This window comes from Paractinoplanes ferrugineus, assembly GCF_016862195.1.
Lineage (GTDB): Bacteria > Actinomycetota > Actinomycetes > Mycobacteriales > Micromonosporaceae > Actinoplanes > Actinoplanes ferrugineus.
The window spans coordinates 57,332-83,888 of sequence record NZ_BOMM01000029.1; the positions used below are offsets into that span (position 1 = coordinate 57,332).

General features: G+C 72.1%; 22 protein-coding genes. 12 read left to right on the forward strand and 10 right to left on the reverse strand.

The window, feature by feature from the left end:
- The first annotated feature begins 37 nt into the window (after positions 1–37).
- Positions 38–2,170: a M6 family metallopeptidase gene (locus Afe05nite_RS16485; RefSeq protein WP_239117876.1), complete on the forward strand. Its 2,133-nt coding sequence runs from the start codon at positions 38–40 to the stop codon at positions 2,168–2,170.
- Between the two features lies 1 nt (position 2,171).
- Here Afe05nite_RS16485 and Afe05nite_RS16490 read toward each other — a convergent pair whose 3' ends face one another.
- Positions 2,172–2,894, reverse strand: a complete 723-nt coding sequence (locus Afe05nite_RS16490; protein WP_239117877.1) for a cyclase family protein — start codon at positions 2,892–2,894, stop codon at positions 2,172–2,174.
- Between the two features lie 78 nt (positions 2,895–2,972).
- Here Afe05nite_RS16490 and Afe05nite_RS16495 point away from each other — a divergent pair, with 78 nt between their 5' ends.
- Together Afe05nite_RS16495 and Afe05nite_RS16500 are read left to right on the forward strand one after the other, a co-directional pair.
- Positions 2,973–3,683 carry a MerR family transcriptional regulator gene (locus tag Afe05nite_RS16495; protein ID WP_239117878.1) on the forward strand — a complete coding sequence of 237 codons (711 nt, stop codon included), beginning with the start codon at positions 2,973–2,975 and terminating at the stop codon, positions 3,681–3,683.
- Positions 3,680–6,061 carry a VIT domain-containing protein gene (locus Afe05nite_RS16500; RefSeq protein WP_203817990.1) on the forward strand — a complete coding sequence of 794 codons (2,382 nt, stop codon included), beginning with the start codon at positions 3,680–3,682 and terminating at the stop codon, positions 6,059–6,061. The genes Afe05nite_RS16495 and Afe05nite_RS16500 overlap by 4 nt, the downstream gene beginning before the upstream one ends.
- A 58-nt stretch (positions 6,062–6,119) precedes the next feature.
- On the opposite strand, the gene Afe05nite_RS16505 is transcribed toward Afe05nite_RS16500, so the two are convergent.
- Positions 6,120–7,964 carry an alpha/beta fold hydrolase gene (locus Afe05nite_RS16505; RefSeq protein ID WP_203817991.1) on the reverse strand — a complete coding sequence of 615 codons (1,845 nt, stop codon included), beginning with the start codon at positions 7,962–7,964 and terminating at the stop codon, positions 6,120–6,122.
- Between the two features lie 284 nt (positions 7,965–8,248).
- On the opposite strand from Afe05nite_RS16505, the gene Afe05nite_RS16510 reads away from it, so the two are divergent.
- On the forward strand, positions 8,249–9,178 hold the full coding sequence (locus tag Afe05nite_RS16510) for a ricin-type beta-trefoil lectin domain protein (RefSeq protein ID WP_203817992.1): 930 nt from the start codon (positions 8,249–8,251) through the stop codon (positions 9,176–9,178).
- A gap of 12 nt (positions 9,179–9,190) precedes the next feature.
- Here the strand turns inward: Afe05nite_RS16510 and Afe05nite_RS16515 are convergent, their stop codons facing one another.
- Positions 9,191–10,861 carry an FAD-binding dehydrogenase gene (locus tag Afe05nite_RS16515; RefSeq protein WP_203817993.1) on the reverse strand — a complete coding sequence of 557 codons (1,671 nt, stop codon included), beginning with the start codon at positions 10,859–10,861 and terminating at the stop codon, positions 9,191–9,193.
- Between the two features lie 55 nt (positions 10,862–10,916).
- Here Afe05nite_RS16515 and Afe05nite_RS16520 point away from each other — a divergent pair, with 55 nt between their 5' ends.
- Entirely contained in the window at positions 10,917–11,507 is a 591-nt protein-coding gene (locus Afe05nite_RS16520; protein WP_239117879.1) for a TetR/AcrR family transcriptional regulator, read from the forward strand.
- A gap of 200 nt (positions 11,508–11,707) precedes the next feature.
- Here the strand turns inward: Afe05nite_RS16520 and Afe05nite_RS16525 are convergent, their stop codons facing one another.
- The gene (locus Afe05nite_RS16525; RefSeq protein ID WP_203817995.1) at positions 11,708–12,829 is read right to left on the reverse strand and encodes a Gfo/Idh/MocA family protein; all 1,122 of its coding nucleotides are present in this window, start codon (positions 12,827–12,829) and stop codon (positions 11,708–11,710) included.
- Complete coding sequence (locus tag Afe05nite_RS16530; RefSeq protein ID WP_239117880.1) at positions 12,799–13,494, reverse strand: ThuA domain-containing protein; 696 nt, start codon at positions 13,492–13,494, stop codon at positions 12,799–12,801. Before Afe05nite_RS16530 ends, Afe05nite_RS16525 begins: the two co-directional genes overlap by 31 nt.
- Before the next feature lie 130 nt (positions 13,495–13,624).
- Between Afe05nite_RS16530 and Afe05nite_RS16535 the strand changes: the two genes are divergently transcribed.
- On the forward strand, positions 13,625–15,430 hold the full coding sequence (locus Afe05nite_RS16535) for a rhamnogalacturonan lyase (RefSeq protein WP_203817996.1): 1,806 nt from the start codon (positions 13,625–13,627) through the stop codon (positions 15,428–15,430).
- Between the two features lie 28 nt (positions 15,431–15,458).
- Here the strand turns inward: Afe05nite_RS16535 and Afe05nite_RS16540 are convergent, their stop codons facing one another.
- Positions 15,459–15,905 carry a hypothetical protein gene (locus Afe05nite_RS16540; protein ID WP_203817997.1) on the reverse strand — a complete coding sequence of 149 codons (447 nt, stop codon included), beginning with the start codon at positions 15,903–15,905 and terminating at the stop codon, positions 15,459–15,461.
- A 180-nt stretch (positions 15,906–16,085) separates the two neighbouring features.
- On the opposite strand from Afe05nite_RS16540, the gene Afe05nite_RS16545 reads away from it, so the two are divergent.
- The 3 genes from Afe05nite_RS16545 to Afe05nite_RS16555 all read left to right on the forward strand — a co-directional run bounded on the left by Afe05nite_RS16545 (position 16,086) and on the right by Afe05nite_RS16555 (position 17,978).
- Positions 16,086–17,105, forward strand: a complete 1,020-nt coding sequence (locus Afe05nite_RS16545; RefSeq protein ID WP_203817998.1) for an alpha/beta hydrolase — start codon at positions 16,086–16,088, stop codon at positions 17,103–17,105.
- A 97-nt stretch (positions 17,106–17,202) separates the two neighbouring features.
- The gene (locus Afe05nite_RS16550; RefSeq protein ID WP_239117882.1) at positions 17,203–17,673 is read left to right on the forward strand and encodes a hypothetical protein; all 471 of its coding nucleotides are present in this window, start codon (positions 17,203–17,205) and stop codon (positions 17,671–17,673) included.
- Complete coding sequence (locus tag Afe05nite_RS16555; protein WP_203817999.1) at positions 17,670–17,978, forward strand: winged helix-turn-helix domain-containing protein; 309 nt, start codon at positions 17,670–17,672, stop codon at positions 17,976–17,978. The genes Afe05nite_RS16550 and Afe05nite_RS16555 overlap by 4 nt, the downstream gene beginning before the upstream one ends.
- On the opposite strand, the gene Afe05nite_RS16560 is transcribed toward Afe05nite_RS16555, so the two are convergent.
- Positions 17,958–19,787: a diguanylate cyclase domain-containing protein gene (locus Afe05nite_RS16560; RefSeq protein WP_203818000.1), complete on the reverse strand. Its 1,830-nt coding sequence runs from the start codon at positions 19,785–19,787 to the stop codon at positions 17,958–17,960. The genes Afe05nite_RS16555 and Afe05nite_RS16560 overlap by 21 nt on opposite strands.
- 209 nt (positions 19,788–19,996) lie before the next feature.
- Between Afe05nite_RS16560 and Afe05nite_RS16565 the strand changes: the two genes are divergently transcribed.
- Entirely contained in the window at positions 19,997–20,998 is a 1,002-nt protein-coding gene (locus Afe05nite_RS16565; RefSeq protein ID WP_239117883.1) for a serine/threonine protein phosphatase, read from the forward strand.
- 44 nt (positions 20,999–21,042) lie between these two features.
- On the opposite strand, the gene Afe05nite_RS16570 is transcribed toward Afe05nite_RS16565, so the two are convergent.
- On the reverse strand, positions 21,043–21,816 hold the full coding sequence (locus tag Afe05nite_RS16570; RefSeq protein ID WP_203818001.1) for an NPP1 family protein: 774 nt from the start codon (positions 21,814–21,816) through the stop codon (positions 21,043–21,045).
- A gap of 260 nt (positions 21,817–22,076) precedes the next feature.
- Here Afe05nite_RS16570 and Afe05nite_RS16575 point away from each other — a divergent pair, with 260 nt between their 5' ends.
- On the forward strand, positions 22,077–23,234 hold the full coding sequence (locus Afe05nite_RS16575) for an LCP family protein (protein WP_203818002.1): 1,158 nt from the start codon (positions 22,077–22,079) through the stop codon (positions 23,232–23,234).
- Here Afe05nite_RS16575 and Afe05nite_RS16580 read toward each other — a convergent pair.
- Positions 23,231–24,439, reverse strand: a complete 1,209-nt coding sequence (locus Afe05nite_RS16580; RefSeq protein ID WP_203818003.1) for a DUF1501 domain-containing protein — start codon at positions 24,437–24,439, stop codon at positions 23,231–23,233. The two genes, Afe05nite_RS16575 and Afe05nite_RS16580, sit on opposite strands and share 4 nt — an antisense overlap.
- An 11-nt stretch (positions 24,440–24,450) precedes the next feature.
- Positions 24,451–25,761: a DUF1800 domain-containing protein gene (locus Afe05nite_RS16585; RefSeq protein WP_203818004.1), complete on the reverse strand. Its 1,311-nt coding sequence runs from the start codon at positions 25,759–25,761 to the stop codon at positions 24,451–24,453.
- Between the two features lie 51 nt (positions 25,762–25,812).
- Between Afe05nite_RS16585 and Afe05nite_RS16590 the strand changes: the two genes are divergently transcribed.
- Positions 25,813–26,487 carry a DUF3632 domain-containing protein gene (locus tag Afe05nite_RS16590; protein ID WP_203818005.1) on the forward strand — a complete coding sequence of 225 codons (675 nt, stop codon included), beginning with the start codon at positions 25,813–25,815 and terminating at the stop codon, positions 26,485–26,487.
- Positions 26,488–26,557: the final 70 nt, after the last annotated feature.

Genomic DNA, 26,557 nt, shown 5'->3' on the forward strand with positions numbered 1-26,557 from the left:
CACCCCGGCGGTCACCGGCCGGGTAGCGTCCAATTTCATGGAGCGCGTCCGAAATGTAACTTTTGCCGTGGTCACCCTGCTCGCGCCGTTGGCGTCGCCGCCGATGACGTCGCCGGTGTCCGCCGCCGCGGCTTCGGACCGCTCGGCGACCGACGTCCGCGAACTCGACCGGACCCACTTCACTCTCGACGGCAAACCACTGCCCGACCATCCCCGGTATCAGCGCCCGGAACCCGCGGCACGCACTCCCCGGGGCCGCACGGCCGCACCCCATCCGCCCACGGAGCGCAACCCCCGGGCCCGTACGCCCCCGGTCGGCACGTCCCGGGAGTGGCTCGGCCTCGACGACACGACCGGCAACCTCTACCCGAAGAACTACAAGTTGCGGGCGGTCGGCAAACACATCGAGGTGTGGGTGGCCGACGACATCGCCTTCCCGGCCGCCGACTGCCGCAAGAACTCGGTGGTGGTCGGCGACAAGCAGATCGCCGACCTGGTCCGCGATTTCGACAACCGGATCTATCCGAAGGAGACGGCCACCTTCAGCACGCCGCCCGACCGCGACGGCAGCAACCCGCGGCGCCCCGGCGACTACTCCGGCGACGGCGACAAGACGGTCACGCTGGTCGACAACATCCGCGACGAGAACTACTTCCACTTCCCGGCGGCCGTCACCTACATCGCCGGTTTCTTCTCGGCGCAGCTCAACGAGCTGTTCGACCGCAACGTGATGACGATCGACGCCTACGACTGGAAGCACCGGCTGGGCGCCTACCCGGCCGACGACCCGTCCGACGACCTGTGCACCAGCCGGCCGGCCCGCCCGCGGATGTACGACGCCACCTTCGCCCACGAGTGGCAGCACCTGCTCGAGTACTACATCGAACCGAACGAGGCCAAGTGGGTCAACGAGGGCCTGGCGGACTTCGCCCAGACGCTCGTCGGCTATGTGGACGCCCGCGCCACCGTCGACGACTGGGGCAACGACAACCACATCGTCTGCTACCAGGGTTTCGGCCTGGTGAAGACGAAGTACAACGCCAATCCGCGGCTCTGCGGCGGCCCGCAGAACTCGCTGAACCTGTGGGACGAGGGCGCACCCACCGAGGTGCTCGCCGATTACGGCATCGCCTACTCGTTCCTGATCTACCTGGCCGACCGATTCGGCCTGTCCACCATCACGGAGCTGCACCGCGACGGCACCCACCGCGGCCTCGCCGGCGTGCAGGCCGTCCTGCCCGCCGGCACGCAACTCGCCGATGTGCTGCACGATTTCCAGACCATGACGCTGGTGGACAAGTTCGTCGGCGAGCCCGGCGGGAAGATGACCGGCGTACCGCTGAAGCGGGTGACGTCGGCGGGCCTGCGGTCCACCGTCAACCTCGACAACCCGACCGCCTACGACATGCCCGGGGCCGCCCCCAACGGCGCCGATTACGTGCCGCTGCCGACCCCGCTGACCTCGGTGACCTTCGCCGGCGCCAAGAACCTGCCGGCGCTGCCGACCGGCTGGACGATCGCCGACGGGACCCTGTTCTCCGGCAACCAGCTGAACCTCGATTCGCAGGCCGTCCTGCCGGTCACCGTGCCGTCGGTCAAGTTCCCGACGCTGAAACTCGAGACGTCCTTCGGCATCGAGAACGGTTACGACTTCGCTTACGTCTCCGTCTCCACCGACGGCGGCCGGTCCTACCTCCCGCTGGCGGGTGACCGCACCACCAAGGGCCCGCTCGGACCCGGACTGACCGGCACCAGCGGCACCGGCGGCGCGGTGGTGACCGCCGGTTACGACCTCAGCGCCTACGCCGGCAAGAAGGTGCTGTTGTGCCTGCGCTATGTCAGCGACGGCGCGGTGAACAAGGGCGGCTGGCGGATCGGCCGGATCACCCTCGACGGCAAGGTGCTCAACGACGGCAGCACGCTTGCCGGATGGCGCTCCCCCAGCATGATCGTGCCGACCCCGGTGCACGCCTGGCACGCGACGCTGGTCGGCATCGACGGCAAGCGGGCCCGCCTGGTGCCGATCGCGAAGTGGGCCGAGGTCAAGTCCTACCCCCGGGTCGTGGCCATCATCGCCTACGACGAACCGACCGAGAAGCTCGCGCAATATGCTCCCTATCGCCTCGTCGTGAACGGCGCCCTTCAGCCGGGCGGCGGGAGGATGCCGTAGATCAACGCGGTGGGAGGATGCCGTAGATCAGCGCGGTGGAGCCGGAGCCTGCGCGGTTGAGGGTGCCGCCGCAGAGGATGTGGGCGCCGGTGGGCGGGAGCGCCGCCAGGTTGGCAAGGATCTCCAGGCTGACCCGGTGGCGCTGATAGACCAGCCGTGACACGGCATAGCCGCGATCGATGCCCACGTCGGGACCGAACGTGTCGGTGCCGGTGCCGCCGCGGTGGCCGATCCGCCCGGTGTCGGCCAGCCAGCGCACCGTCTCCAGGGCGAAACCCGGCTGATGCACCACCCCGTCGGCGTCGAGATTGGCATAGGCGGCGGTGCCCCACCTCGCATCCCACCCGGTCCAGATGATCACCATGGACTCGTCGGGGATGCGGCCGTGGCGCTCCTCCCACGACCTGATGTCGTCGGTCGTGACCTGGTAGTCGGCATCGCGGGCGCACCTCTCCCGCACATCGATGCGCACCGCCGGCAGGAACAGGTTGCCCAGGTCGAGCTCGTCGGCGAGGGCCTCGCCCGCGTTGAAGTGGCCGGGCGCGCCCCAGTGGGTGCCGGTGTGCTCCCCCTCCCGGACGAACCGCAGGTAATAACCGTCTTTCTCGACGGTGGCGACCGTCTCGAGTTCGAACGGGGGGTCACCGGGGAAGACGCTTGTGGTGGCCGGGTCGTTGAGGTGGGACAGACTGATCAGTCGCTGCCGCTGTCGCTCGATGCCCATCGCTGTCCCTTCGCTCGTTTCGCCCCCAGACATTGACACTGTCACGATGACAGTGTCAAGCTCGTAAGCGTGTGGACGATGGACGAGTTGGTGGAGCGGGTGCGCCAGGCCCTGGCGGCCGAATATCCGGGCGCCGAATATCCGGGCGCGCCCAACGGCCGTGTCCGGGAGGTGCCCGACCGCCGGGCCATCCGTTGGTATACGACGATCGGCCTGGTCGACCGCCCGCTCGGCATGCGCGGGCGCACCGCGCTCTACGGTCCGCGCCACCTGCAGCAACTGGTGGCGATCAAACGCTGGCAGGCCGAGGGCCGCAGCCTCGCCCAGATCCAGGCGGACTTCGTCTGGCTAAGCCCCGAGCAGTTGTCCGACGCCTCCCGGGTGCCGGATCAGCTCCTGTCCCCCGCCGACGACCCCGCCGGCCCGCCCGAGCCCGCCTCGCCGCGCCCTCGTTTCTGGGCCGACCGCCCGGTCGCCGGGACCGCCGCCGGCGCCTCCCCGGCGGCCCCGGCCGCCTCCACCAACCCAGCCGCCTCCGCCACCCCGGCTGCCTCCGCCACCCCGGCTGCCTCCGCCACCCCGGCCGGTTCGGACGCCCCGGCCAGGCCGGCCGCCCCGCCGATCCCGCCGGCCGTCACCCCCGTGCACGGCGTCGCGCTCGGCGGCGGCGCCGTCCTGCTGCTCCCCCACCCCGCCACCGACACCGACCGCGACGAGATCGCCGTGGCCGCCGCACCGCTGCTCCACCTGCTCGAGGCCCGTGGCCTTATCGATGGGAGTCCCGCATGACCTTGTCCGTCACTCCGATGAGCCCGGCCGAACTCGACCGCATCCGCATCCTGCCCGACGCCGGTTTCGGCAACCTGCGCACCGACCGGGGCAACCTGCCGCTCGACCGGCTCGACGTGCGCGCCCGGGTCAGCGGCCTGGTCGCCCGCACCGTGGTGGTGACCGAGTTCGTCAACGTGCACGACACCGCGCTCGAGGCCACCTATGTGTTCCCGCTGCCCGACCGGGCCGCGGTCACCGGGCTGACGATGACCGCCGACGACCGCACCGTCGAGGCCGAGCTGCAGGAGCGCGGCGCGGCCCGGGAGGCGTACGACCGGGCGATCGAGGCCGGCCAGCGGGCGTCGATCGCCGAGGAGGAGCGGCCCGACGTGTTCACCATGCGGGTCGGCAACATCCGGCCCGGCGAGCGGGTCGTGCTCGAGCTCAGCCTGGTCGGGCCGCTGCCGTTCGAGGACGGTGCGGCCACGTTCCGGTTCCCGCTGGTGGTGGCGCCCCGCTACGTGCCCGGCACCCCGCTGCCCGGACCGTGGGTGGGCGACGGCACGGCGCCCGACACCGATGCGGTTCCCGACGCGTCCCGCATCACTCCCCCGGTGCTGCTGCCGGGCTTCCCCAACCCGTTGCGCCTGTCGATCGGCGTCAGCGTCGACCCGGCCGGCCTCACCCTCGGCGACGTGCGATCCAGCCTGCACACCGTCACCGGCTCCGACGGCACGCTGAGCATCGCGCCCGGTGAGCGCGCCGACCGCGACTTCGTGCTGCGCATCGGCTACGCGGGCGGCACCGAGACGGCGATCGCCGTGCCCGACGAGACGGCCGAGGAGCCCGAGGGCGTCTACCAGCTGGTCGTGCTGCCGCCGGAGAGCGCGGCCACGCCCCGCCCGAAGGACGTGGTGCTGCTGCTCGACCGCTCCGGCAGCATGGGCGGCTGGAAGATGGTGGCCGCCCGCCGGGCCGCGGCCCGGGTCATCGACACGCTCACGTCCGCCGACCGGTTCGCGGTGCTCACGTTCGACCACCAGATCGACCGCCCGGAAGACCTCGGCGCGGGCCTGGCCGAGGCGAGCGACCGCAACCGGTTCCGCGCGGTGGAGCATCTGGCCCGCGCCGGGGCGCGTGGCGGCACCGAGCTGCTCGCGCCGCTGACCGAGGGTCTCGGCCTGCTGCGGGACAGCGAGGGCCGGGACCGGGTGCTGGTGCTGGTCACCGACGGTCAGGTGGGCAACGAGGACCAGATCGTGCACGAGGTCACCCAACTGATCGGACCGACCCGGGTGCACACGATCGGCATCGACCGGGCGGTCAACGCCGGCTTCCTGGGCCGGCTGGCGGCGCTCGGCGCCGGCCGGGCCGAGCTGGTGGAGAGCGAGGACCGGCTCGACGAGGCGATGGAGCACATCCACCGGCGCATCGGCGCGCCGGTCGTCACCGACCTGCGGGTGGAGGCCGACGGTCTGCGCCTGATCGACGACGAGCGCACCCCGGCCCGGCTGCCCGGCCTCTACCCGGGTGTGCCGCTCGTGATCGCCGGCCGGTTCTCCGGCAAACCCGGCGGCCGGCTCACCGTGGTCGGGCGCACCCGTGACGACCAGGAGTTCCGCACCACCGTCGAGGTGCACGAGCGCGCCGAGCCGGCGGTCGTGGCCCAGTGGGCGCGGGCCCGGCTGCGCGATCTGGAGGACGCCTACGCCGCCGGGGACCACAGTCTCGAGCAGCGCATCGTCGCGACGTCCCGGCGTTACGGGGTGCTGTGCCGGTTCACCGCGTTCGTGGCGGTCGACAGCCGGGTCGTCAACGAGGGCGGCCGGAACCGCCGGGTCACCCAGCCGGTCGAGATGCCGTCGGGCTGGGCCGGCGCCGGCGACGTCGCCCCGGCGCTGCTGCGGATGAGCGCGGTGGCCTCGGTGCCGCCCGCCCCGATGGCGGCGCCGGCACCCGGCGGTCCGGCCCGGTTCGCTCCGCCACGGGCCGAGGCCGCCCGTTCCCGGGGCCCGGTGGGCTTTGCCAACGTCCCGTCGATGATGCGGGCCGGCAAGATGGCCGTCCCGGCGGGCGCGGCCCTGACTGCCGAGCAGGTGCGCGAGATCGTGGCCACCGAGGCGGTGCGGCTGCGCGACGCCGCCGGGCTGGCCGCCTACGAGCGCCGCGACCTGCTCGACGACCTGCACAGCCGACTCGAGGTCCTGGTGGGCCCGCTGTCCGACGAGGAGTTCACCCCCCTGCAGCAGCTGATCACGTTCCTGGCCGGCGACGCCACGCTCGACGAGAAGTGGGCCAAGGCGCTGGAGGTGCTGACCTCCTTCGGCGGCGACAGCGGCCCGGCGCAGGGCGGGGGTGGTGGCGGCTCGCCCCGCAAGGCGTTCTGGAAACGCTGAGCGGAAAGGCCGGATGCCCGCCCCTCGCGGGAGCGGGCATCCGGGCCGGCTTGGTGGGTCAGCGGACGGGCGGGAGCTGCTTCGGGGAGTCGGTGGACGGCAGGCCGTGGGCGGCGATCTCGGCCGGGGACGCGGTGGCCAGGTCGAAGGTGTCCGCGGACTGCTCGGTCGCACTGTCCAGGGGGACACGGAACGGCTGGGCGTCGCCGACACAGGTGGTGCCCTTGGCGGGCAGGGCGCGGTAGAGCAGGTAGCGGTCGGTGATTCCGGTGGCGCAGGCGGACGTGCCGTAGGCGGTGTGGCCCCAGTTGTCGCTGGACAGCAGGCGGCTGTCCGGCAGCAGCTTCGACGACGACACGGCGTCGGCGTAGTTGGTGGCCGGGTCCCAGAGGCTGCCGACGATCAGGAGGGGGTGCTTGGTGTGTCGGTTGAACGGGCCGGTGTAGGCGTCCTCGTCGCGGACCGTCCACTTGTCGGCGGCGCACTGGGCGCTTGCCCAGGCCCAGGCGCGACCGAAGTACGGTGCGCGCTGGTCGGCGCGGGCGGCGGCGCGCGGCCAGGACGTGCCGTGCGCGGGGTGGCGGCCGTCGGTGCACATCACGGCGGAGTAGGCGTCGAACGAGTTGTCGTAGGGGAACGCCCGGCCCTCGGCCTGCTTCATCAGACGGCGGATCTCGGTGCCGGTGACCGCGAGCGAGTCCTTGCCGGGGACGTGGCCGGGCGTGGTCAGCTCGAACAGGTCGGCCGCGATGCCGGTGACCTCGGCGCCCGCGGTCGGCTCGTAGAGCGCGCCGAGCACCACGCCGATGAAGGCCGCGTAGGTGACGGTCACGCCGTCGACGGTCAGCGGCTTGTTCTTCAGACGCTCGGCGAGCACCCGGAAGTTCTCCATCGGCTTCGCGCTGAACGCGCACTTCGTGCTCCCGGCCGCCGAGCAGCGGCGCAGGATCTCGGCGAGGGCCCGGTAGGCGCCGTCGGCCGAGTGCAGGCGGTCGTCCTGGATCCGGCCGGCCGTCGATGCGGTGCCCACCCAGGCACGCGGGTCGATCACGCCGTCGACCACGATGGCCCGGAACCGGTCGGGGAACATGTTGGCGTAGTACTGACCGAGGGCGGTGCCGTAACTGAAGCCGAGGTAGGTGAGCTTGCTGTCGCCGACGGCGCGGCGCATCACGTCCAGGTCGCGGGCCACCTCGGCGGTCGACATGGCGCCGGCCAGCGCACGACCGGTGGTCGAGCAGGCGCGGGCCTCCTGACCGGCGGCCTTGAGGTAGGACTTCTCCTCGGCGGCGCCCCACGGGAAACCGATGCCGAGCTTCGCCGTCACCGGCGCCTGCCGGCCGGCGTCCGCGAAGCAGGTGACCCGGTCGCTGAAGCCGATGCCGCGCGGGTCCATGCCGACGACGTCGAAGCGGTCCAGGAGGGCTTCGCTCAGGAAGTACGGGGCGGCCAGCGCCATCGAGACACCGGAACCCCCGGGCCCGCCCGGGTTGACGAACAGGCTGCCGATGCGGTTCTTCTGGTCGCGTGCGCGGACCCGCAGCAGCGCGACGCTGATCTTCTCGCCGTCCGGCCGGTCGTAGTCGAGCGGGACCTTCGCCGTCGCGCACTGGCCCCAGCCGTAGCAGGAATACCAGCTCAGTTTCGGTGTCACGACCGAGTCGACCCGGCGCCGCTCCACCGGACCGGTGCCGGCCGCAGACGTGCCGATTCCGGCCGCAGAGGTGCCGATCCCAGCCGGGGACGAACCGATTCCGGCCGGGAGCGAACCGGCGTCGGCGCGCACCGTGCCGGCGCCGAGCGGGGACGGGGCGGCGGCGACGGGGGACGGGGTGATGAGCGTCCCGGCCAGCGCCAGGCCGGCGGCACCGGCCGCGAGCAGACGGGTGGTGAACGACGCCATGCGTGCCCTCCTGAGAACCCGGCACCGCTGATGTCCCGGATGATCAGAAAGGTAGGTTCGGGGCGGATCTTCTCGGTTCGCCGTCGTGGTGCAGATTCGTTGCGGCCGGTCGGTGCCGTTTTCCCGACCGATCGTCCATCGCCGCTGGCCAGCCTGGTCGGTCCAGCCCGCGGCAGCCACCGGGGAGGAAAAGTCCGACGTTCCGTCATAGGCGTGATCGATGGATACGCGGGTAAGTTGGGCGGTCGATCGTCTCTGACAAGCTCGATGGCGGCGGGTGATTCGTGACGGACGGCGACCACGACGAGGAGCGCGACCCGCTTCTCGTCCGGCCCTACCTGCGAGGGGACGCGCATACCGGCGACGGTGACGCGTCCATCCAGACGTGGCCGGCGGCGACCACGCGCGAGGTCCGGTCGCATCGCGCCCTGGAAGGTGTCGACGACCGGACGGCCGTGCTGTTGCTGCCGGACAAGCCACGGCGCCGGGTGACCCAGCGCCGGGTGCTGGTCCTGTTCCTCGCCTGCGCGCTGGTCCTGATCGGAGCGACCGCGGCGGCCGTGACGCATCTGCGCGCGGGCGGCCGGCCGTCCGCGTCGAGCACCCTGCCGGAGGCGCCGATCCCGGCACTGACCGGGCTGGTTCCGTCGTTGCGGCCGAGTCCGGCGCCAGTCACCTCCTCGCCCGTACCCCGCAAATCGGAACGACGCAGCGCGAGCGCGTCGGCGAGCGCGACCAGCGCGAAGCCTTCCTCCGCACCGGCATCACCCGGTGTCACCGCGACAGTCGAGGGCGGCAAGTCGGCGATCGCACCCGGTAACGCGGTGGCGCCCGAACGGCCGTCGGTCGCCAGCACCGGGGCGATCCGCGGGCAGAACGGCCTGTGCCTCGACCTCGACGGTGGGGTCGCGTTCGAGTTCAACCACGTGCAGGTCGTCAAGTGCAACGGCAGCGGCGCCCAGCGATGGACCCTGGCCACCGACGGCACGCTGCGGGTTCAGGGCATGTGCGCGCTGATCGTCGGCGACGGCACCGTCCACATCACCGGCTGCGACGGGCGGCAGACCGCGCAGTGGCGGGTGTCCGGCCAACTGCTGATCAACGGCTCGAACGGCAAGTGCCTCACCGATCCGGCAAGCGGCGCTACCAACGGTACGGGCGTGACGGTGACGGAATGCAACGGCCGCGCGAACGAGCGTTGGTCGTTGCCCTGACCCGCAGCGGTCCTACAGGGAGCGGGCCAGTGCTCGGCCGGCGGCCCGGCCGCTGAAGAGGCAGCCGCCGAGGAACGTGCCCTCCAGCGCGTTGTAGCCGTGCACGCCGCCGCCGCCGAAGCCGGCCACCTCACCCGCGGCGAACAGGCCGGGGATCGGCTCGCCGGACGCCGACAGCGCCCGCGACTCGAGGTCGGTCTGGATGCCGCCGAGCGTCTTGCGCGTGAGGATGTGCAGCTTGATGCCGATCAGCGGGCCGGCGGACGGATCGAGGAAGCGGTGCGGGGCGACGGTGCGCCCGATCCGGTCGCCCCGGTAGCGCCGCGAGTTGTGGATGCCCTGGATCTGGGAATCCTTGCTGTACGGGTTGGTGATCTGCAGGTCGCGTGACTCGACCTGGCGGCGGATCCCGGCCGGGTCCAGCAGCGGCTCGTCGGTCAGCTTGTTCATGCCGGCGACGAGTTCCTCCAGCGACGACGCCACCACGAAGTCGGCACCGTTGCGCTTGAACGCCTCCACCGGGGGCGGCGCCTGTTTGCCCAGGATGCGGGTGCGCACGAAGGCCCGGCGGTCCGAGGCGGTGATGTCCGGGTTCTGCTCGGAGCCGGACAGCGCGAACTCCTTGCGGATGATCTTCTGGGTCAGGATGAACCAGGAATGGTCGTACGCCGCGATGTCCGGGGTCGTGCGCAGGTGACGCAGCGTGCTCATGGTGTCGTAACCGGGCAGGCACGGATCGGGCAGGCGGCGACCGAGCGCGTCGAACCACATCGACGACGGGGCGGGCAGGATGCGGATGCCGTGGCCGGGCCAGATCGGGTCCCAGTTGCGGATGCCCTCGGTGTAGTGCCACATCCGGTCGCGGTTGACCAGCCGCGCGCCGGCCGCGTCGGAGATCGCCAGCAGGCGGCCGTCCACGTAGGCGGGCACGCCGGTGATCATGTTCGTCGGCGGGACGCCCAGCGAGGACGGCCAGAACTCGCGGACCATCTCGTGGTTGCCGCCGATGCCACCGCTGGTCACGACCACCGCCGGCGCGGTCAATTGGAAATCCGCGAGCTCGTCGCGGTTGGACGGGACGCCGCGAGGCGCGCTGTCCGGGGCAAGGACTTTTCCGCGTACGCCGGTGACGGCGCCCGCCGTCACGATCAGCTCGTCGACCCGGTGCCGGTGATGGAACGTGACCAGCCCCTCGTCGGCCGCCCGCAGCACCGAGGCGACGAACGGGGCCACCACGCCGGTGCCGGTGCCCCAGGTGACGTGGAAGCGCGGGACGCTGTTGCCGTGGCCGTCGGCGCGCAGGCTGCCCCGCTCGGCCCAGCCGACGGTCGGCAGCCAGCTCATGCCGAGCGACTTGAGCCAGGCACGCTTCTCCCCGGCGGCGAACTCGACATAGGCGCGGGCCCACTGGTGGCCCCACGCGTCCTCGTCGCCGAGCCGGTCGAACTGGGCGCTGCCCAGCCAGTCGGACCAGGCCAGCTCGACCGAGTCGCGCACGCCGAGGCGACGCTGCTCGGGGGTGTCGACCAGGAACAGGCCGCCGAACGACCAGAACGCCTGGCCGCCGAGGTTGGCCGCGTTCTCCTGATCGACCAGGGCCACCCGCTTGCCGGCGGTGACGAGCTCATGGGTGGCGGCCAGACCGGCGAGGCCGGCGCCGACGACGATGACGTCCGCATTCACGATTCAGGAATGTATCGGATTCAGCTTTGAATTGGATAGAGTGCGACGAGTGCGGATGACGAAACGGCGGGCCGAGACCCGCGCGCGGCTGCTGGCGGCCGCGTTCCGGGTGTTCGCCGCGAAGGGGTTCGGCCCGGCCCGCATCGACGACGTCTGCGCCGAGGCTGGTTACACCCGCGGCGCGTTCTACTCCAACTTCGCCACTCTCGACGAGCTGTTCTTCGCCCTCTACGACGAGCGCGCGGCGATGATCGCGACCCAGGTGGCCGATGCGCTACGGGCGGACGAGTCCGCCCCGATCGAGCCGTCGATCCACGCCGTGATCGCCCGCACCGCCGCCACCCTGCTGCTCGACCGCGACTGGTTGCTGGTGAAGACCGACTTCCTGCTGTACGCGGCCCGCCGCCCCGAGGTCGCCGGCCGCCTCGCCGGGCACCGCGACCAGTTGCGCGGCGCGATCGAGGCCCGGCTGCTGGGTGTACGCGGCCGGTTGGCGCTCCCGGCCGGCGTCGCCGACGTGCCGGCGGCCGCCCACGCGGTGGTGGCGGCCTACGACGGCGTCACGATCCAGCTGCTGCTCGACGGCGACCTGCCCGCCGCCCGGGCCCGGCTGACCGACCTGCTGACCGCGTTGCTGGTGCGCTGACCCGGCGCCACCCGGCCGCCGCCACCCCGCGGCAGCGCGCCACCCGGCCGCTGTCACCCAGCCGGCGCCACCCGGCAGCGGGCCAGGCGGCAAGGCGCCCCCCGACAGCGTGCCAGGCGGCAAAGGCGCCCCCGCGGCAGCGTGCCAGGCGGCAGGCGCAGCGCGGCAGCGCTGCAGGCGGCAGGCGGCAGGCAGTGCGGTTACGTCGCGGTCTGCCAGGTCTCGGCCGTGGTCAGCGGGACCGGGTCGGGGCGGTCGGTGGTCGTGGTCAGCTCGAGTCGGCGCCCCTCCTCGGCCGACTGCAGCAGTGACGTCATCGCGTCCAGGACGTGCAGGGCCAAGGAGCCGCTGGCGCGCGGGACCGAGGTCGAACCGGCGGCGGAAGCCGGGGCCGAGAGCATGTCGAGCAGGCCGATGCCCCGGGTGGCGGTCAGGTAGCCGGCGGACGGTTCCAGCGTCTGCCAGTCGGAGCCGCCGAGCTCGAACAGGCGTACGTCGCCGGTGAAGTGGTTGGGGTCGGGGACGGCCAGGGTGCCGGCCTCGCCGTGGACCTCGATCGGGGCGGCGGTGGTGCGGACCGCGTCGAAGCTGGTGGTGATGGTGGACAGAGCGCCGTTCGCGTGGTGCAGGACACCGGTGACGTGGGTGTCGGTCAGCACCGGGATCTGCTCGCCCGCTCGCGCGCCGGAGCCGATGACGCGGGACGGGCGCAGCCGGGACGCCGCGCCGGTGACCGACACGATCGGGCCGAGCAGGTGGACCAGGGCCGAGATGTAGTACGGCCCCATGTCGAGCAGCGGGCCGCCGCCGGGCAGGTAGTAGAAGTCGGGATTGTGGTGCCAGCGCTCGTGGCCCGCTGTCGCCATCACGGCCACCGCGGACAGCGGGCGGCCGATCAGGCCGGTGTCGACGGCGGCGCGGGCGGTCTGCACGCCGGTGCCGAGGACCGTGTCGGGGGCGCAGCCGACCCGCACCTCAGCGGCGGCGGCCCGGTCGATGAGGGAACGCGCGGCGGGCATGTCGGCGGCGAGCGGCTTCTCGCCGTACACCTGCTTGCCGTGGCTGATCGCGCCCAGCGCGACCGAGGCGTGGGCGGCGGGCACCGTCAGGTTGAGCACCGTCTCGACGGCGTCGTCGCGCAGCAGTTCGTCGACCCCGACGGCGCGGCAGCCGACGATGCCGGCGGCGACCGACTCGGCGCGCGCGGCGTCGAGGTCGGCCACCGCGGCGATGGTCACGCGGGGGTGGTCACGCAGCGTCTCCAGGTATGCGCCGGAGATCCAGCCGGCGCCTACGATGCCGACGCGGTGCGGCTCGCCCACAGCATGCCCCTTTCGATGACGGTACGCACGTTGGGGTCCTCGAGGACGTCGAGGCTGTGGCCGGGGGTGGTGACGACGATCCGGCCCGCACCCCACTGCCTGGTCCAGATGGCCGGCGAGGTGATCGGGCGATGCCACGGGTGCCACGGCCGCACCGGGTGGGTGGTGGTGGCGAGCACGTCGATGAGGTCGTCGTGCAGCACCCAGTACTGCTCGGTCCGCAGGTCGAAGTCGGCGAGGCCGGCCGTGATCGGGTGCTCGCGCCCGAGGTCGGTGATCTCCACCGAGTGGCGCAGGAAGTTGTCCGTCTCGCCCCCGCGGCACTCCCCCGGTTCCCGGCTCGGATGGGTCGCGAACTGGCCGCCGACCAGCTGCAGATAGTCGGCGGAGGCGCGGAACGAGTCGGCGATGCCGCCGTGCCAGCCGGTGAATCCCGTCCCGGCGGCGACCGCCGAGCGCAACCCGGCCAGTTCCTCGCGGGTGATCGTGGACATGGTCACGCACTGCACGACCAGGTCGACTCCGGACAGATCGAGGTAGGCGGCGGTTGAGTCGGAGATTCGGACGTCGAATCCGTTGTCGGTCAGGAACGGTACGAAGAGCGACGTGGCCTCGATCGGCCGATGCCCTTCCCACCCTCCACGGACCACCAGAGCGTTAGCCACCCCCTACGCCTATCAGATCAAGCGGCTCCGCGCCCACCGAAGGACGCAAAGACATAGACATGTCTCAATTTGGCGACTAGCTTCCGGGGAAAGCGCTTGCCTACCCACCACCGAGTAGGAGAGACCTCGAATGAAACGTGCCAAGACCGCGTTCGCCGCCGCGGCCGTCCTCGCCGTCGTCGGATCCACCGCCGCCGTGGCGAGGGCGGCCACCGAGCCCGCCCGAGCCGCCGCGCCGGCCACGACCACCACCGAGAACCTCGACCGCGGGCTCATCAGCCTGCGCACCGGCAGCGCCAACTTCCTGTCCTGGCGGCAGCTGAGCTCGGACCGGGCCGGGACGACGTACGACGTCTACCGCGGTGCCACCAGGATCGCCACGACCGCCCGGACGAACTACACCGACGCGGGCGGCGCCGTGGGTGCGACCTACACCGTCCGGCCGGCCGGGACGACGGCGCTGGCGGCCGCCCCGGTGACCGCGCTCGCCGCCGCCTACCAGGACGTCCCGATCCAGATCCCGGCCGGCGGCACCACCCCGGACGGCGTCGCCTACACCTACGCGGCCAACGACGCCTCGGTCGGTGACCTGGACGGCGACGGCTCCTACGAGATCGTCCTCAAGTGGGACCCGTCGAACGCCAAGGACAACTCGCAGTCCGGCTACACCGGCAACGTCTTCATCGACGCGTACAAGCTCAACGGCACCCGGCTGTGGCGCCTCGACCTCGGCCGCAACATCCGGGCCGGCGCGCACTACACCCAGTTCCAGGTGTTCGACTACGACGGCGACGGACGGGCCGAGGTCGCCCTGAAGACCGCCGACGGCACCCGGGACGGCACCGGCGCGGTGATCGGCAGTTCGTCCGCCGACTACCGCAACTCCGCCGGGTACGTGCTGTCCGGTCCCGAGTACCTGACGATGTTCAACGGACAGACCGGCCGGGCGATGTCGACGGTCGACTACGTGGTGGCCCGGGGCTCCGTGTCGAGCTGGGGCGACTCGTACGGCAACCGGGTCGACCGGTTCCTGGCCGGCACGGCGTACCTCAACGGGTCCGCTCCGTCGTTGATCACGGCGCGTGGTTATTACACCCGCAGCACCGTCTCGGCCTGGGACTTCCGCAACGGGACCCTGACCCGCAAGTGGACCTTCGACAGCAACTCGTCGACCAACGGCTCCGCGTGGACCGGGCAGGGCAACCACCAGCTCTCGGTCGCCGACGTCGACGGCGACGGCCGGGACGAGATCCTGTACGGGGCGATGGCCGTCGACGACAACGGCGCCGGCCTGTGGCGCAACGGCCAGGGGCACGGGGACGCCTACCACGTCGGCGACCTCATCCCCGGCCGCGCCGGCCTCGAGGTCTTCAAGGTCGACGAGGACACCTCGAAACTGGCCGCCTGGATGGCCGACGCCCGTACCGGCTCGATCATCTGGTCCAACGCGTCCTGCGGCTGCGACAACGGCCGTGGCGTCTCCGACGACATCTACGCCGGCAGCCCCGGGGCCGAGTCCTGGTCGTCCGGCGTGTCCGGGCTGTTCAACACGTCCGGGCAGAACATCGGCCGCAAGCCGTCGAGCGCCAACTTCGTCATCTGGTGGGACGGCGACGCCCAGCGGGAGCTGCTCGACGGCACCCACATCGACAAGTACGGCACCAGCGCCGACACCCGGCTGCTGACCGCGAGCGGCGTGCACTCCAACAACGGCACCAAGTCGACGCCGTCGCTGCAGGCCGACATCCTGGGTGACTGGCGCGAGGAGGTCATCTGGCCGACCACCGACAACCGGGCGCTGCGGATCTACTCGACGACCGACCCGACGAGCATCTCGCGCCCCTCGCTGATGCAGGACCGGATGTACCGCGAGGCGGTGGCCTGGCAGAACACCGCCTACAACCAGCCGCCGCACCCGTCGTTCGCCCTCGGCTGACCACTGCCGGCCGGTCCGGGCCCGGGCGTCACGGCCAGCCCAGCTCGCGCATCCTGGCCACCGTGTCGCGGCCGGCCCAGACGGTGACCTTGTCGAGCCGCCCCGACTCGGTGCGGAACTTGAGGCCCCGGCTCCACCGGCCGGCGACCTCGTGCAGCCCGGTGACCTCGCCGCGGGCCACCCGGATCGGCTCGGGAGCGCTCCACACCCGCAGCTCGGCCTGGTCCGGGCTGACCAGGAGGGTGGCCAGCGGCCACGACACGTTGACGCCGTTGGCCCAGGCACCGCACCGCAGCACCAGGTCGTAGCCGCTGTCGGGCCGGGCGGCGAACTCCCCGGCGCGGACCGCGTCCGGGGGCGGGACCCGGCCGAGACCACCGGTCCGCTCCCGCCGCCGGACGCCCACGAGCAACACCGTCATCGACACCAGCCCGAACGCCAGGAGGACCAGGCCCATCCCCGCACCCGAACTCATCGAAGTCCTTCGCTCGGCACCGATCGAGTATGTCAGCGGCCGCCTCGGTGACCGGCACTCGGATGTGCTGACCCGCCCGGGTGTCGCTGACCGATCGGTGCGGGCGGCCCGCCGTCCGGTGCCCGTTGTCACCTGTTCGCGGCATTCATCGGATTCGTCTTCGTGGGCCACCATCAGGACGTGAAACGTCGACGCGTCCTCGGCCTGGTGCTTACCGTGGTCGCCGTGATGTTCGCCGGCGAGCCCGCGGCCGACGCCGGGACCGGCCCCGGCTTCGACGCGCGCACCGACCTCGCCTACGCCCCCGCCCAGCCCGCCGGGAGCCGTGGCCACCTGCTCGACCTCTACCTGCCCCGGTCCGGCGGCCGGAGCCGGCCACTGCTCGTCGCCATGGGCGGCAGCGGCTGGCACGGCGACGACGGCAAGGCCTACGCCGCCCAGCTCGCGCCCTTCTTCACCGGGGCCGGCTACGTGGTCGCCGGGGTGTCGACCCGGTCGAGCTCCCAGGCGGTCTTCCCGGCGCAGCTGCACGACGTGAAGGCGGCGATCCGCTGGCTGCGGGCGCATGCCACGACGTACGGCATCGACCCCGGCCGGATCGCGGTGCTGGGTGACTCCTCCGGGGGCTGGACCGCCGCGATGGCCGGGGTGACCGGGCACGTAGCGGCGCTGGAGGGCGACGTGGGGGTCACCGGCCCGCCGAGCGACGTGCAGGCGGTCGTCGACCTCTACGGCCCCACCGACTTCCTGCGGATGGACGCGCACATGCGCCCGGGCGCGTGCGACACCTTCAACCGGTCGTTCGGTCTCACCGACTGCCACTCGGATCCGCGCTCGCCCGAGTCGGCACTGCTGGGCCGGCCCATCCGGACGGTGCCGGACCGGGTGGAACAGGCCAATCCGATCACGTACGTCACCGGGCGCGCCCCGGCCTTCCTGATCGCCCACGGTGAGCTGGACGGCCTCGTCCCCACCCGGCAGAGCGAGATGCTCTTCGACGCCCTCGCCGCAGCGGGCGTCCCCGCCACGTATTACCTGGTGCCGGGGGCCGGCCACGACAAGCGGATCGTCTCGCCGGCGAACCGGCCCGCGATCGTGCGCCGCACGGCGGGTGCGGGCCCGGCGGGCACGCGGCCGACGCTGACCACGATCGAGGAGTTCCTGCGCCGCACGCTGGGCCCCGCCCCCGCCCCGGCCTGACCGCCGCGAGCGGAAGCCTCTGGGAAAGTACTTGCCTGAGAGGAAAGTAGAGACCTACACTTTCCTCTCAGGCAAGTTGATTCCTCAGGGGGAAGTCATGAGCATCCCGCCCATCGATGCCGAGCTCGCACTTGCGGAGGTGCGCAGTCGCCGGGCCCAGGTCGTGGACGCCAACCTGGTGCCGGGGTGGTTCTGGCCGGCGGTCGGCGGACTGATGCTGATGTTCGTGGCGGCGGTGGAGAGCGGGCGGCCGGCGGTGGTGGCGGCCGGCAGCGTCGGCTACGCGCTGGGGCTGGCCGGGCTGATCCTGGCTGTGCTGCGGCGGGCGCGGGTGCAGGTTCGCTCGCAGCTCATCGGGGCCCGGGGCGGACTGGCGATCGCGGCGTTCACCCTCGTCCTGGTCGCGGTCGGGGTGGGGCTCGGGCTGGCCCTGGCGGCGGCGGGAGTGCCCTGGCCGGCGACCATCGGCTGCGTGCCGGTGGCGGCGGGACTGGCGTTCGGCGGGCCGGTGCTCATGTCGTACCTGCGCCGGGTGATGCTCTCGCGCCCGCTGGCGGGCCGGCGGTGAGCGCCCGGTTCGACGACCTCATCCACGCGCCCACCCGGCTGTCGATCGTCAGCCTGCTGGCGGCGACGGAGTGGGCCGACTTCAAATATCTGCGGGACACGGTCGGGCTGTCCGACTCGGCGTTGTCGAAGCAGCTGACCACGCTCGAGGAAGCCGGCTACGTGGAGATCCGCAAGGCGTTCGTGGGCAAGCGACCGCGTACGTCGGTGCGGCTCAGCCCGGCCGGGCAGGCGGCGTTCGCCGCGCACGTGGCGGCGTTGCAGGAGATCGTCGCCCGCTCGGGCCTAACGGTGGTGCCCGACTAGGCCGCGGCGGGCCTGCTTGGCGCGGTACATGGCGTCGTCGGCGTCGCGGAGCATGCGTTCGGCCTCGGCCGGGGTGCCGGTGGAGCAGCCGACCGACGCACCGACGACGACCTCGGCGCCGGTGACCGCGATCGGTTCGCCGACCACCCGGCTGATCGTGGCGGCCAGCGCCGCGGCGCGGTCCGGGTCGGTGGCCGGCAGCACCACGGCGAACTCGTCGCCGCCCAGCCGGGCCACTGTTCCCCCGTCGCGCACGACGGTGCGGATGCGGTCGGCCACGGCGATCAGCACCTGGTCGCCGGCGTGGTGGCCGTGCACGTCGTTCACCTGCTTGAAGCCGTCGAGGTCGATGACCAGGACGCTGACCGGCCGGTCGGAGTCGGCGGCGTGCACCCGTTGCTGGAGCAGGAAGCGGTTGGCGAGGCCGGTCAGCGCGTCGTGGGTGGCCTGGTGGCGCAACTCGTCCTGGAGACGGCGGGCCTCGGTGACGTCGCGGCCGTTCCAGACGAGGCCCCGGATGTTGGGGTTGTCGAGCAGGTCGGTGCCGACCACGTGGGTCCAGTGGTAGGTGCCGTCGACGTGCAGGATGCGCAGCTCGGCAGCGGCGGTGCCGGCCGCCTGCATCCGGGTGAACAGCTCCGCCACCACCGGCATGTCGTCGGGGTGGATGCGGCCGCCGAGGTCGGTGCCGGTGTCGTCGCCGTCGCGCAGGCCGAGAAGCCGCACCGCCGACGGGCTGGAGTAGGTGACCCGCCGGTCGCCGTCGCTGACGATGGTGGTGTCGGACGCGTGCTGGGCGAGCGCGCCGAACCACTCGTCGCGCCGGCTGATCTCGGCGAGCAGGCGTTCGTTGTCGTGGAACGCGGCCTGCTGGCGCACCAGTACGAGAGCGGTGCTGACCAGCACACCAGCCGCCACGCCCCAGATCTTCAGATCGGCGCCGACCCCGGGCAGGGCCAGGACCAGCAGCAGCTGGGTGGCGGCCACCGCCGCGTACGGAAGGCGGCTGAAGCGCTTGCTGCGCGTCGCCACCGGCACCTCGGCGTTGCGGCGGTTGAGAAGCTCCTGCATCCGCAGGCTGATCGGGATCAGCAGGCACGGCAGCAGTTGCGCCAGGTAGAGGATCCGCGGGTCGGAGTGCTCCATGAGCAGCGCGGCCAGCGGTGCCGCGACCGCGGTGCCGGTCACCCCGAGCGTGCCGATCACCCCGGGCCATTGCTGGAACGGGGCGTTCGCGCTGAACAGCATTTTGATCAGGGCGAACGTGACGAGCAGCATCACCGCCGAGGTGGCGGCGGCGGCCAGCCGGTCGGCGGCCCGGCCGTCGCCGCTGAGCTCCCCGGCGAGCAGGAAGTACCAGAGGAACACGGCGACCGCGGTGAGCACAGTGGCGGCGTCCAGCCAGAGCCGCAGTCGCAGCCGGCCGGCGCCGCCGAGCGGATGGCACAGCATCGTGATCACCACGACGACCATCCCGGCGACCACCAGTCCGGTCTGCACGATGCTGACCTCGCCGGCCGGATGGCCGCCGAGGACGAGTGCGGTCTGGTAGGAGTCGGCGATCGCGCTGCTGCCCATGCCGACCGCGACCGCGAGCCAGAAGCGGCGGGCGTACCGGTTGGTCTTGGGGACCTGGTAGAGACGCCAGGCGAGGCCGACGGTGAGCAGGTCGACGCCGGCCTGCAGCGTCCAGAGCGCCTGGCCGATGCCGGGCGCGAACAGGAACCACGGGACGAGCAGGACGGCAAGCAGGCCGAGCGCGCACAGCACAGGGTCGAGTCGCGCCGGCACACCCCGTTTCACCCGCATCCGTCCAGTACATGCGGCGTTGGTTGCAGCTCGGGTGCGGATCCGGATTCCGTTCGTTGCCCTGGGGCGAATTACCGGCCGGTACCGGGCCGGACGAGCAAAGCCGCCGCGGACGGTCGCGAAGCTGCCCGGCTGAGCCGCCGCCGGAGCCGCCGGCACCGGCCGTTCGCGCGGCGGGCCGGCCGGCGCCGGCTGGCATGATGGCCGCCATGGGCGGCGACCGGCGGGGGCGGCACGATCGCGTGTCGGCCCGGCTCGCCGCCTGCTCGGACGCGGCGCTGGTGGGGCTGTTGGCGGCGGGCGACGCGGTGGGCGACGCGGTGGGCGTGGTGGACGTCGGCGGCGTGCCGGTGTTCACCAAGCGGATCCCGATCACCGACCGCGAGCTGGCCCGTCCGCACAGCACGGCCAACCTGTTCGACGTTCCGCTCTTCTGCCAGTACGGCATGTTCCGGCTCGCCGGACCCGGCTTCAGCGTCTGGCGGGAGCTGGCCGCGAACATCGACGTCACCGAGGCGGTCCTGGCCGGCGGTACGGAAGCGTTCCCGCTGCTGCACCACTGGCGTGTGCTGCCGGGCCGGCCGCCGGTCATCCCCGACCACCGCGATCTCGGTGCGGTGGTCGACCAGTTCGGCGGCGACCCCGGGATACGCGCCCGCCTGGAAGCACTCGCCGGCGCCACGCACAGCCTCGTACTGTTCGGCGAGTACCTGCCCACGGCGCTGTTCGACGGCCCGACTGTCCGGCCCGGCCGACTCGAGCGGCAACTGTTCGAGATCACCGGCTTCCTGCGCCGCCACGAACTGCTGCACATGGACGGCCATCCCGGCAACATGCGGGCCGACGCCGGCCGCGCCCGTCTCGTCGACTTCGGCCTGGCCGTCTCGCCGCGGTTCGACCTGTCGGCGGCCGAGCGCGCGTTCGTCGCCCGGCACACCGGCCACGACGCCGACTACGCGGCGATGCGCCTGGTCAACTGGCTGGTCACAACGGTGTGCGGCGTCGCCGGACCGGTCCCCGGCGAGCCCGCGGCCCGCGACGCCTACGTCCGCCGGTGCGCCGCCGGGGACCTCCCCGGCGACGTCCCGGAATCGGTGGCGGCGATCCTCGCCCGGCACGCCCCGGCCGCGGCCCGGATGAACGACTTCTGCCGCCGCCTCTGGGACGGCGACCTCACCGCGGTCTACCCGGCCGGTCAAGCCCGGCCATGACCGGCTCCGAGGGCTTGCGGGCCCCCGGAGCCGGGTGCGGGCGACTACGCGTACGGGTTGAAGGGGATGCCGGCCGGCTTGGCGGCGTTCAGCAGTGACTCGAAGCGGCCGTCGCTGATCTTCTGGGTGGCCGAGCCGAAGTCCGCCGTCATGAGCCGGTCGCGCAGTTCGACGGTGGGATAGCCGTCCCAGCCGACGAGCGGTGGGTAGCGCCAGTTGTGGTAGTGGTTCTCCGGGGGCTCGTCGTTGCTGTTGGCGAGCCGGAAGAAGTGGGTCGAGGCGCCGTCCTTGTGGTAGACGACCTTCGGGTGGGTGCCGTCGAAACGGACCTGGGAACGGGCGTACGTCCGCTGGCTCGAATGTTGTGTGGTGCTGACGTATTCGACCTCGCCGGTGGCCTGGTCGACCCAGGAGATGACGTGTTCCCAGTCGTGCCGGTGGCCGCCGAGACCGCTTCCGGCGACCGCTTGGTCCTTCTCGAAATAGCTGGCGTAGACGATCGCGCACCAGCCGTTGTCGCACTTCGAGCGGGAGTACGTCTGGGAGTTGTCGAGGTCCCACTGGTCGCGGCAGCTGCCGTTGACGGCACCGGTGGTCTTGAGTCCACCGTTGAGCGTGCCGTCCGGACCGATGGCGGGGACGGCGTAACAGCCGTCGGTGTCGTAGTCGTAGGCGGGCGAGAACGATTGTTCCCACCCGTTCGCGTTCTGCGGCAGGTTGTGCGGCGGGTCGGCGAACGCCGGTGTGGCGGGAAGCACTATCAGAAGGAGGGCCAGACCGGCGGCGACGCCGATCCGGCGGGGATGGTCACGGCGCATGAGGATGGGGGCCCCTTCGTCGCGTTTTCCGCATTGCGGTAATGGCTCGGAGATCTTTGCGCTCCCGATTGAGCCGAGTCAATGATGAACGAGAAGTCGTCGGTAACTCACTACGGGTCACCTCGCGCAATTTCCAACCCCACGACCGATTGACTGGCGGAACGCGAAGATATATCAAATTCGTGCGGTGTTGGGCCCGGCGCGGGCGGTCTCGCCATTTCGAGGCTTGGAACACGCTCGTTGTCAGGAGGAGTCGACGGATGCCGGCACAGACCGCGGCGAAGGACCCCGCCACGCCCAAGAAGGCCCGCCCGAAGAAGGCGCCGGGCTGGACCAAGGCCCTGCTGGCCTTCGGCGTGGTGCTGTTGCTGCTCAGCGCCAGCGGCCTGGTGGCGTCGCGCTACTACCTCGGCAAACTGACCGACAACATCCAGACGACGTCCAGCGTCCTCGACGACTCCACCGGCAAGGTCGAGTCGGGCAAGCTGCCGGACGGGGCGATGAACCTGCTGATGCTCGGCCTCGACACGCGGGCCGGCTGGGAGCAGAAGGGCGAGCAGTCCCGCTCCGACACGATCATGATCCTGCACATCGCGGCGTCGCACGACCAGGCGTACATGATCTCGATCCCCCGCGACACGATGGCGCAGATCCCGGCGGACAAGGCGATGGGCTTCGGCGGGGCGAGCGCGAAGATCAACTCCGCGTACGCGTACGGGTCGATGAACGGCCGGGGCTGGACCGGTGGCGCGAAGCTGGCCACCAAGGCGGTCAAGGAGCTGACCGGGATCAACTTCGACGGCGTCGTGGTCATCGACTTCGACGGCTTCAAGGGCATCCTCGAGGCGATGGGCGGCGTCTACATGTGCGTCGACAAGGACGCCTGGTCGAGCCACTACGTCATCGTCAACGGCAAGGTCGAGTACGCGGTCGGCGCCAACCCGGACAACGCGCCGAAGAACGCCCTGTGGTTCCGCAAGGGCTGCCGCAACATGGCGCCGTGGGAGGCCCTGGAGTTCTCCCGCATCCGGCACTCCGCCAACGGTGACTACGACCGGCAGAAGCACCAGCAGCAGCTCCTGCGCGCGATGGCGAAGAAGGCCACCAGCAATGGCATCCTGACCAACCCCGGCAAGGTGGCCGACATCCTGGCCGCGGCCGGCTCGTCGCTGAAGATGGACACCCACGGCGTGAAGGTGACCGACTTCCTCTTCGGACTCAAGAGCCTGGCGGCGGCCGACCTGATGCCGATCAAGACGAACGGCGGCACGTTCGCGTCGATCGACGGCGGGCAGGCCGAGAGCATCAACGACGCGACCAGGGACCTGTTCGCCGCGACCGCCGCGGACAAGCTGCCGCAGTTCCTCGGCCGGCACCCGGAGATGCTGATCAGCGACGGTACGGCCGCGAAGTCCTAGGCGAGCACCCCGTCCAGGCGGCCGGTCCAGCCGTTCAGGGTCCGGGCCGGGTCGCTTCCCAGGACGTCGGCGAGCAATGTCGCGTACACGTCGCGGAAGTCGATCTTGAATTTGAGATCGCCCTGGTCGAGGTCGGTGAGGCTGGGCGGCTCGCCGTGCAGTCCGCCCCGCACGCCGGAGCCGAGCAGCAACACGTCCGACGCGGTGCCGTGGTCGGTGCCGTCGGAGGCGTTGGCGTGCACCCGCCGGCCGAACTCGGAGTAGACCGCGATGACCACGTCGTGCGCGGCCATCCGCTCGGCGAACGCGGCGAGCGGCTTGTCGAGCTTGGCCAGCTGGTTCTCCTGCGCCTGCTTCTCGTCGGCGTGCAGGTCGAAGCCGCCCAGCGACACCGAGTAGACCCGGGTCGCCGCACCGGCTTGCACACACTTGGCGACCAGCGCGAGCTGACTCTCGAGCGACTGGCTCGAACCGCCGGTGGCGGTGGCGTCCGCGGAGTCGTCCTCGGTGTCCGCCACGTCGTGCATCAGATCCTGCACCCGGGTCAGGTCGGCGAAACACGCGGCGGCCCGGCCCTGGGCGACCGGCTCCCCCGGCGCGGCCGCCCCCAGCGCGGTCAGCTGCGCGGTGCTGACGTCCTTCGGCAGTCGCACCGACCCGCCCGGCACGGTGGCCCCCGCCGACGTCGCCCCGGCCAGCAGCGGCGGCAGCACCGGCTCGAACGAGACCGCCAGCCGCGGGTCGCCGCCCGCCGCGTCGAGCCAGCGCCCCAGCCAGCCGGTGTTCTCCGGACGGTCGGGCCGGCCGGTCTGCCAGATGTCCATCGACCGGAAGTGACTGCGGTCCGGCCGCGGATAGCCGACACCACGCACCACCGCCAGCTTCTTTTCGCCGAACAGCCGGTGCAGGCCGGTCAGGGCGGGGTTCAGGCCGACCTCGTCGTCCAGCTTCAGGACCGCCCCGGCGTCGTAGGCGAGGGCCGGGCGGGCGGTGGCGTAGGCCGGGTCGGCGTACGGGATGACGGTGTTGAGTCCGTCGTTGCCGCCGTAGAGCGTGACCAGGACCAGGGTGCGCGCGGCCGGGTCGCGGTCGCCGGCGGTCGCGAGGATGTCGCGCAGCGCGTAGGCGGTGCCGCCGGCGGCGAGCAGTCCCCCGCCCGCGACGCCGCTGGCGAGCAGAAACCGGCGGCGGGTGATGACGTCCATGCGATCGCCTCTCAGTGGACTGTGTATTCGGGAGTGGCCAGGGCAAGCGCGAGCAGGCGCGGTGGTGCGGCGGCCACCGGCTTGAGGACGGCGGCGGTACGGTCGGTCCAGCCGTCGACGGCGAGCAGCCGGGCGACGGCGTCGAGGCGCTCCCCGGCCGGTGCCTGCGCGACCTTCTGGACGGTGTCCGGCGCGAGCGCGACAAGCGCCTGCCCCGACCGGAGCCGGGCCTGCGCCGCCGCCGTGGTCAGCCACGCCTGGCCGGCCGGCCAGCCACCGACCGACGGGGGCCGGAACGGAACCTGACCGAGGGCGTGCAGAGCCGCGAGCACCGGTTTGCGGGCCTTCGCCAGATCCGGCACGGCCAATTGCCGCACGGCGCCCACCACCCATTCGATCGGCTGTTTCACCAGATGCCCGGCGGTCGCCGGAAAGGCCTCGTGCACAGCGAGGGCCCGCAGCATCGCCACCACGTTCCCGTCCGTCCCGGTGGATTCCGGGGCCGGATCTCCGGCCGGCAGGATCGCCGAGAGCTCGGCGGGAACCGGGTCGCCCGACCCGTAACGGGCCCAGACCCGCGACGCCAGGAACGGCACGTGGGCCGGATGCCGCACCAGCAGGTCGGCGAACTCGTCCACCCCGAACACGCCGGTCGCCCCGAGCAGGCTCACCGGGGCCGTGTCGTGCCGGCCGGCGACCAGCCGGGCCGTACCCGCCGACCGGTCGACCTGCCACCCGGTCAGCACCTTGGCCGCCGCCTTGACGTCATCCTCGCTGTAGTTGCCGACCCCGAGCGTGAACAGCTCCATGACCTCCCGGGCCAGGTTCTCGTTCGGCGCCTTACGGGTGTTCCGCTGCCCGTCCAGCCAGATGATCAACGCCGGGTCCCGCAGCATGGCCCGCACGAGCGGCCCGCTCGCCCCGGTCCCGTACCGCCGGAAGGCCTGCTGCTGGGCGAGCATCAGGCCGGCCGACCGCACCTTCTGCACGCTGGTCGCCCAGTGCCCGTGCCAGAAGAACGTCAGCTTCTCCGCACCCGACGACCCGGTCGTCACGAGCCGGCTGATCCACCACCACGTGGCCTCCGCGACCTGCGCCGCCATCTGCTGCCGGGCCTGCTGCTTGGCCTCTTTCGTCGCGCCCTTCGGCAGCGCCGCCTCCGCCGCCGGCCCCAGCTGCGGCAGGGCCGGCGGCGGCACCGGTGCCAGCACCTGCCGTACGGTCGCGTCGAGCCCCCGAGCCACCCCGAGGTCGATGTCAGCCGCCGTCGGCCCGGGTGTCAGCCGGCGAAGCACGTGCGCGATCACCCGTCGTTCCGTCATGCCTGCGACGCTAGGGTCGCGATGTAAGCAAGGCGTAAGGGCAAGGATCAGATGACGTACGAGGAAGCACTCGCCCACTACCGATCGGCGCTGACCGATGCCGACGCGTTCGTCGCGCCCCTGCGCGACACCGACGATCCCGAGGCGGTGCTGTGGGCCGCCTGGCAGACGGTCACCGGCGCCGCCGCCACAGCCGACGACCCCGAACTGGCCCGGCTGGTCGACCTGGTCACGGCGGTGCAGCGGCGGGAGCTCCCCGGCGTACGGGTATGGAACCTGCGCGTCTGCACCGACCTGCCGGTGCTGGGCGCCCAGCTGCGCGAGGAATGGAACGGCGGCCGCCCGATCGCCGAGTGGACCGCCCTGAACTCCTTCGCCGCCCGCCTCACCGCCGCCGGCACCCACGACGCCCTGCTGCTCGGCCTGTGGACGATCAGCGCCGCCCTGGAGACCTTCGACGGCCCACCCGAGAACCTGCCCGCCGCCGTCGAGTGGTTCCGCCACGCCGGCTCCCAGCTGGCCGGCGCCACCGTCCACGGCCGCACCTACGCCGCCCGCCTGGGCCCCCTGGCCGAACAGGCGGGCGTGCCCGATCCCCCGGCCGGCTTCAGTTTCCAGCGGTGGGCCTTCTGGCGCCGCCGCCTGGAATCCCTGTCGACGGAGGGCGCCCGACTGATCAAGCGCTACGACTCGACGATCGCCACCGGCCGCCTGGACCCCCGCTAGGCGCGAGGGGGCTGCCGCGCCAAGAGCGGGGACCGCGCAAGCTCACTGACGATGCTGCCTCAAGCACCCG

Bases quoted from the DNA above. Each gene is read 5' to 3' on its own strand.
- Afe05nite_RS16485 (WP_239117876.1), top strand. From the start codon at position 38: ATGGAGCGCGTCCGAAATGTAACTTTTGCCGTGGTCACCCTGCTCGCG.
- Afe05nite_RS16490 (WP_239117877.1), bottom strand. From the start codon at position 2,894: ATGGGCATCGAGCGACAGCGGCAGCGACTGATCAGTCTGTCCCACCTC.
- Afe05nite_RS16495 (WP_239117878.1), top strand. From the start codon at position 2,973: ATGGACGAGTTGGTGGAGCGGGTGCGCCAGGCCCTGGCGGCCGAATAT.
- Afe05nite_RS16500 (WP_203817990.1), top strand. From the start codon at position 3,680: ATGACCTTGTCCGTCACTCCGATGAGCCCGGCCGAACTCGACCGCATC.
- Afe05nite_RS16505 (WP_203817991.1), bottom strand. From the start codon at position 7,964: ATGGCGTCGTTCACCACCCGTCTGCTCGCGGCCGGTGCCGCCGGCCTG.
- Afe05nite_RS16520 (WP_239117879.1), top strand. From the start codon at position 10,917: ATGACGAAACGGCGGGCCGAGACCCGCGCGCGGCTGCTGGCGGCCGCG.
- Afe05nite_RS16535 (WP_203817996.1), top strand. From the start codon at position 13,625: ATGAAACGTGCCAAGACCGCGTTCGCCGCCGCGGCCGTCCTCGCCGTC.
- Afe05nite_RS16540 (WP_203817997.1), bottom strand. From the start codon at position 15,905: ATGAGTTCGGGTGCGGGGATGGGCCTGGTCCTCCTGGCGTTCGGGCTG.
- Afe05nite_RS16550 (WP_239117882.1), top strand. From the start codon at position 17,203: ATGAGCATCCCGCCCATCGATGCCGAGCTCGCACTTGCGGAGGTGCGC.
- Afe05nite_RS16560 (WP_203818000.1), bottom strand. From the start codon at position 19,787: ATGCGGGTGAAACGGGGTGTGCCGGCGCGACTCGACCCTGTGCTGTGC.
- Afe05nite_RS16565 (WP_239117883.1), top strand. From the start codon at position 19,997: ATGGGCGGCGACCGGCGGGGGCGGCACGATCGCGTGTCGGCCCGGCTC.
- Afe05nite_RS16570 (WP_203818001.1), bottom strand. From the start codon at position 21,816: ATGCGCCGTGACCATCCCCGCCGGATCGGCGTCGCCGCCGGTCTGGCC.
- Afe05nite_RS16575 (WP_203818002.1), top strand. From the start codon at position 22,077: ATGCCGGCACAGACCGCGGCGAAGGACCCCGCCACGCCCAAGAAGGCC.
- Afe05nite_RS16580 (WP_203818003.1), bottom strand. From the start codon at position 24,439: ATGGACGTCATCACCCGCCGCCGGTTTCTGCTCGCCAGCGGCGTCGCG.
- Afe05nite_RS16585 (WP_203818004.1), bottom strand. From the start codon at position 25,761: ATGACGGAACGACGGGTGATCGCGCACGTGCTTCGCCGGCTGACACCC.
- Afe05nite_RS16590 (WP_203818005.1), top strand. From the start codon at position 25,813: ATGACGTACGAGGAAGCACTCGCCCACTACCGATCGGCGCTGACCGAT.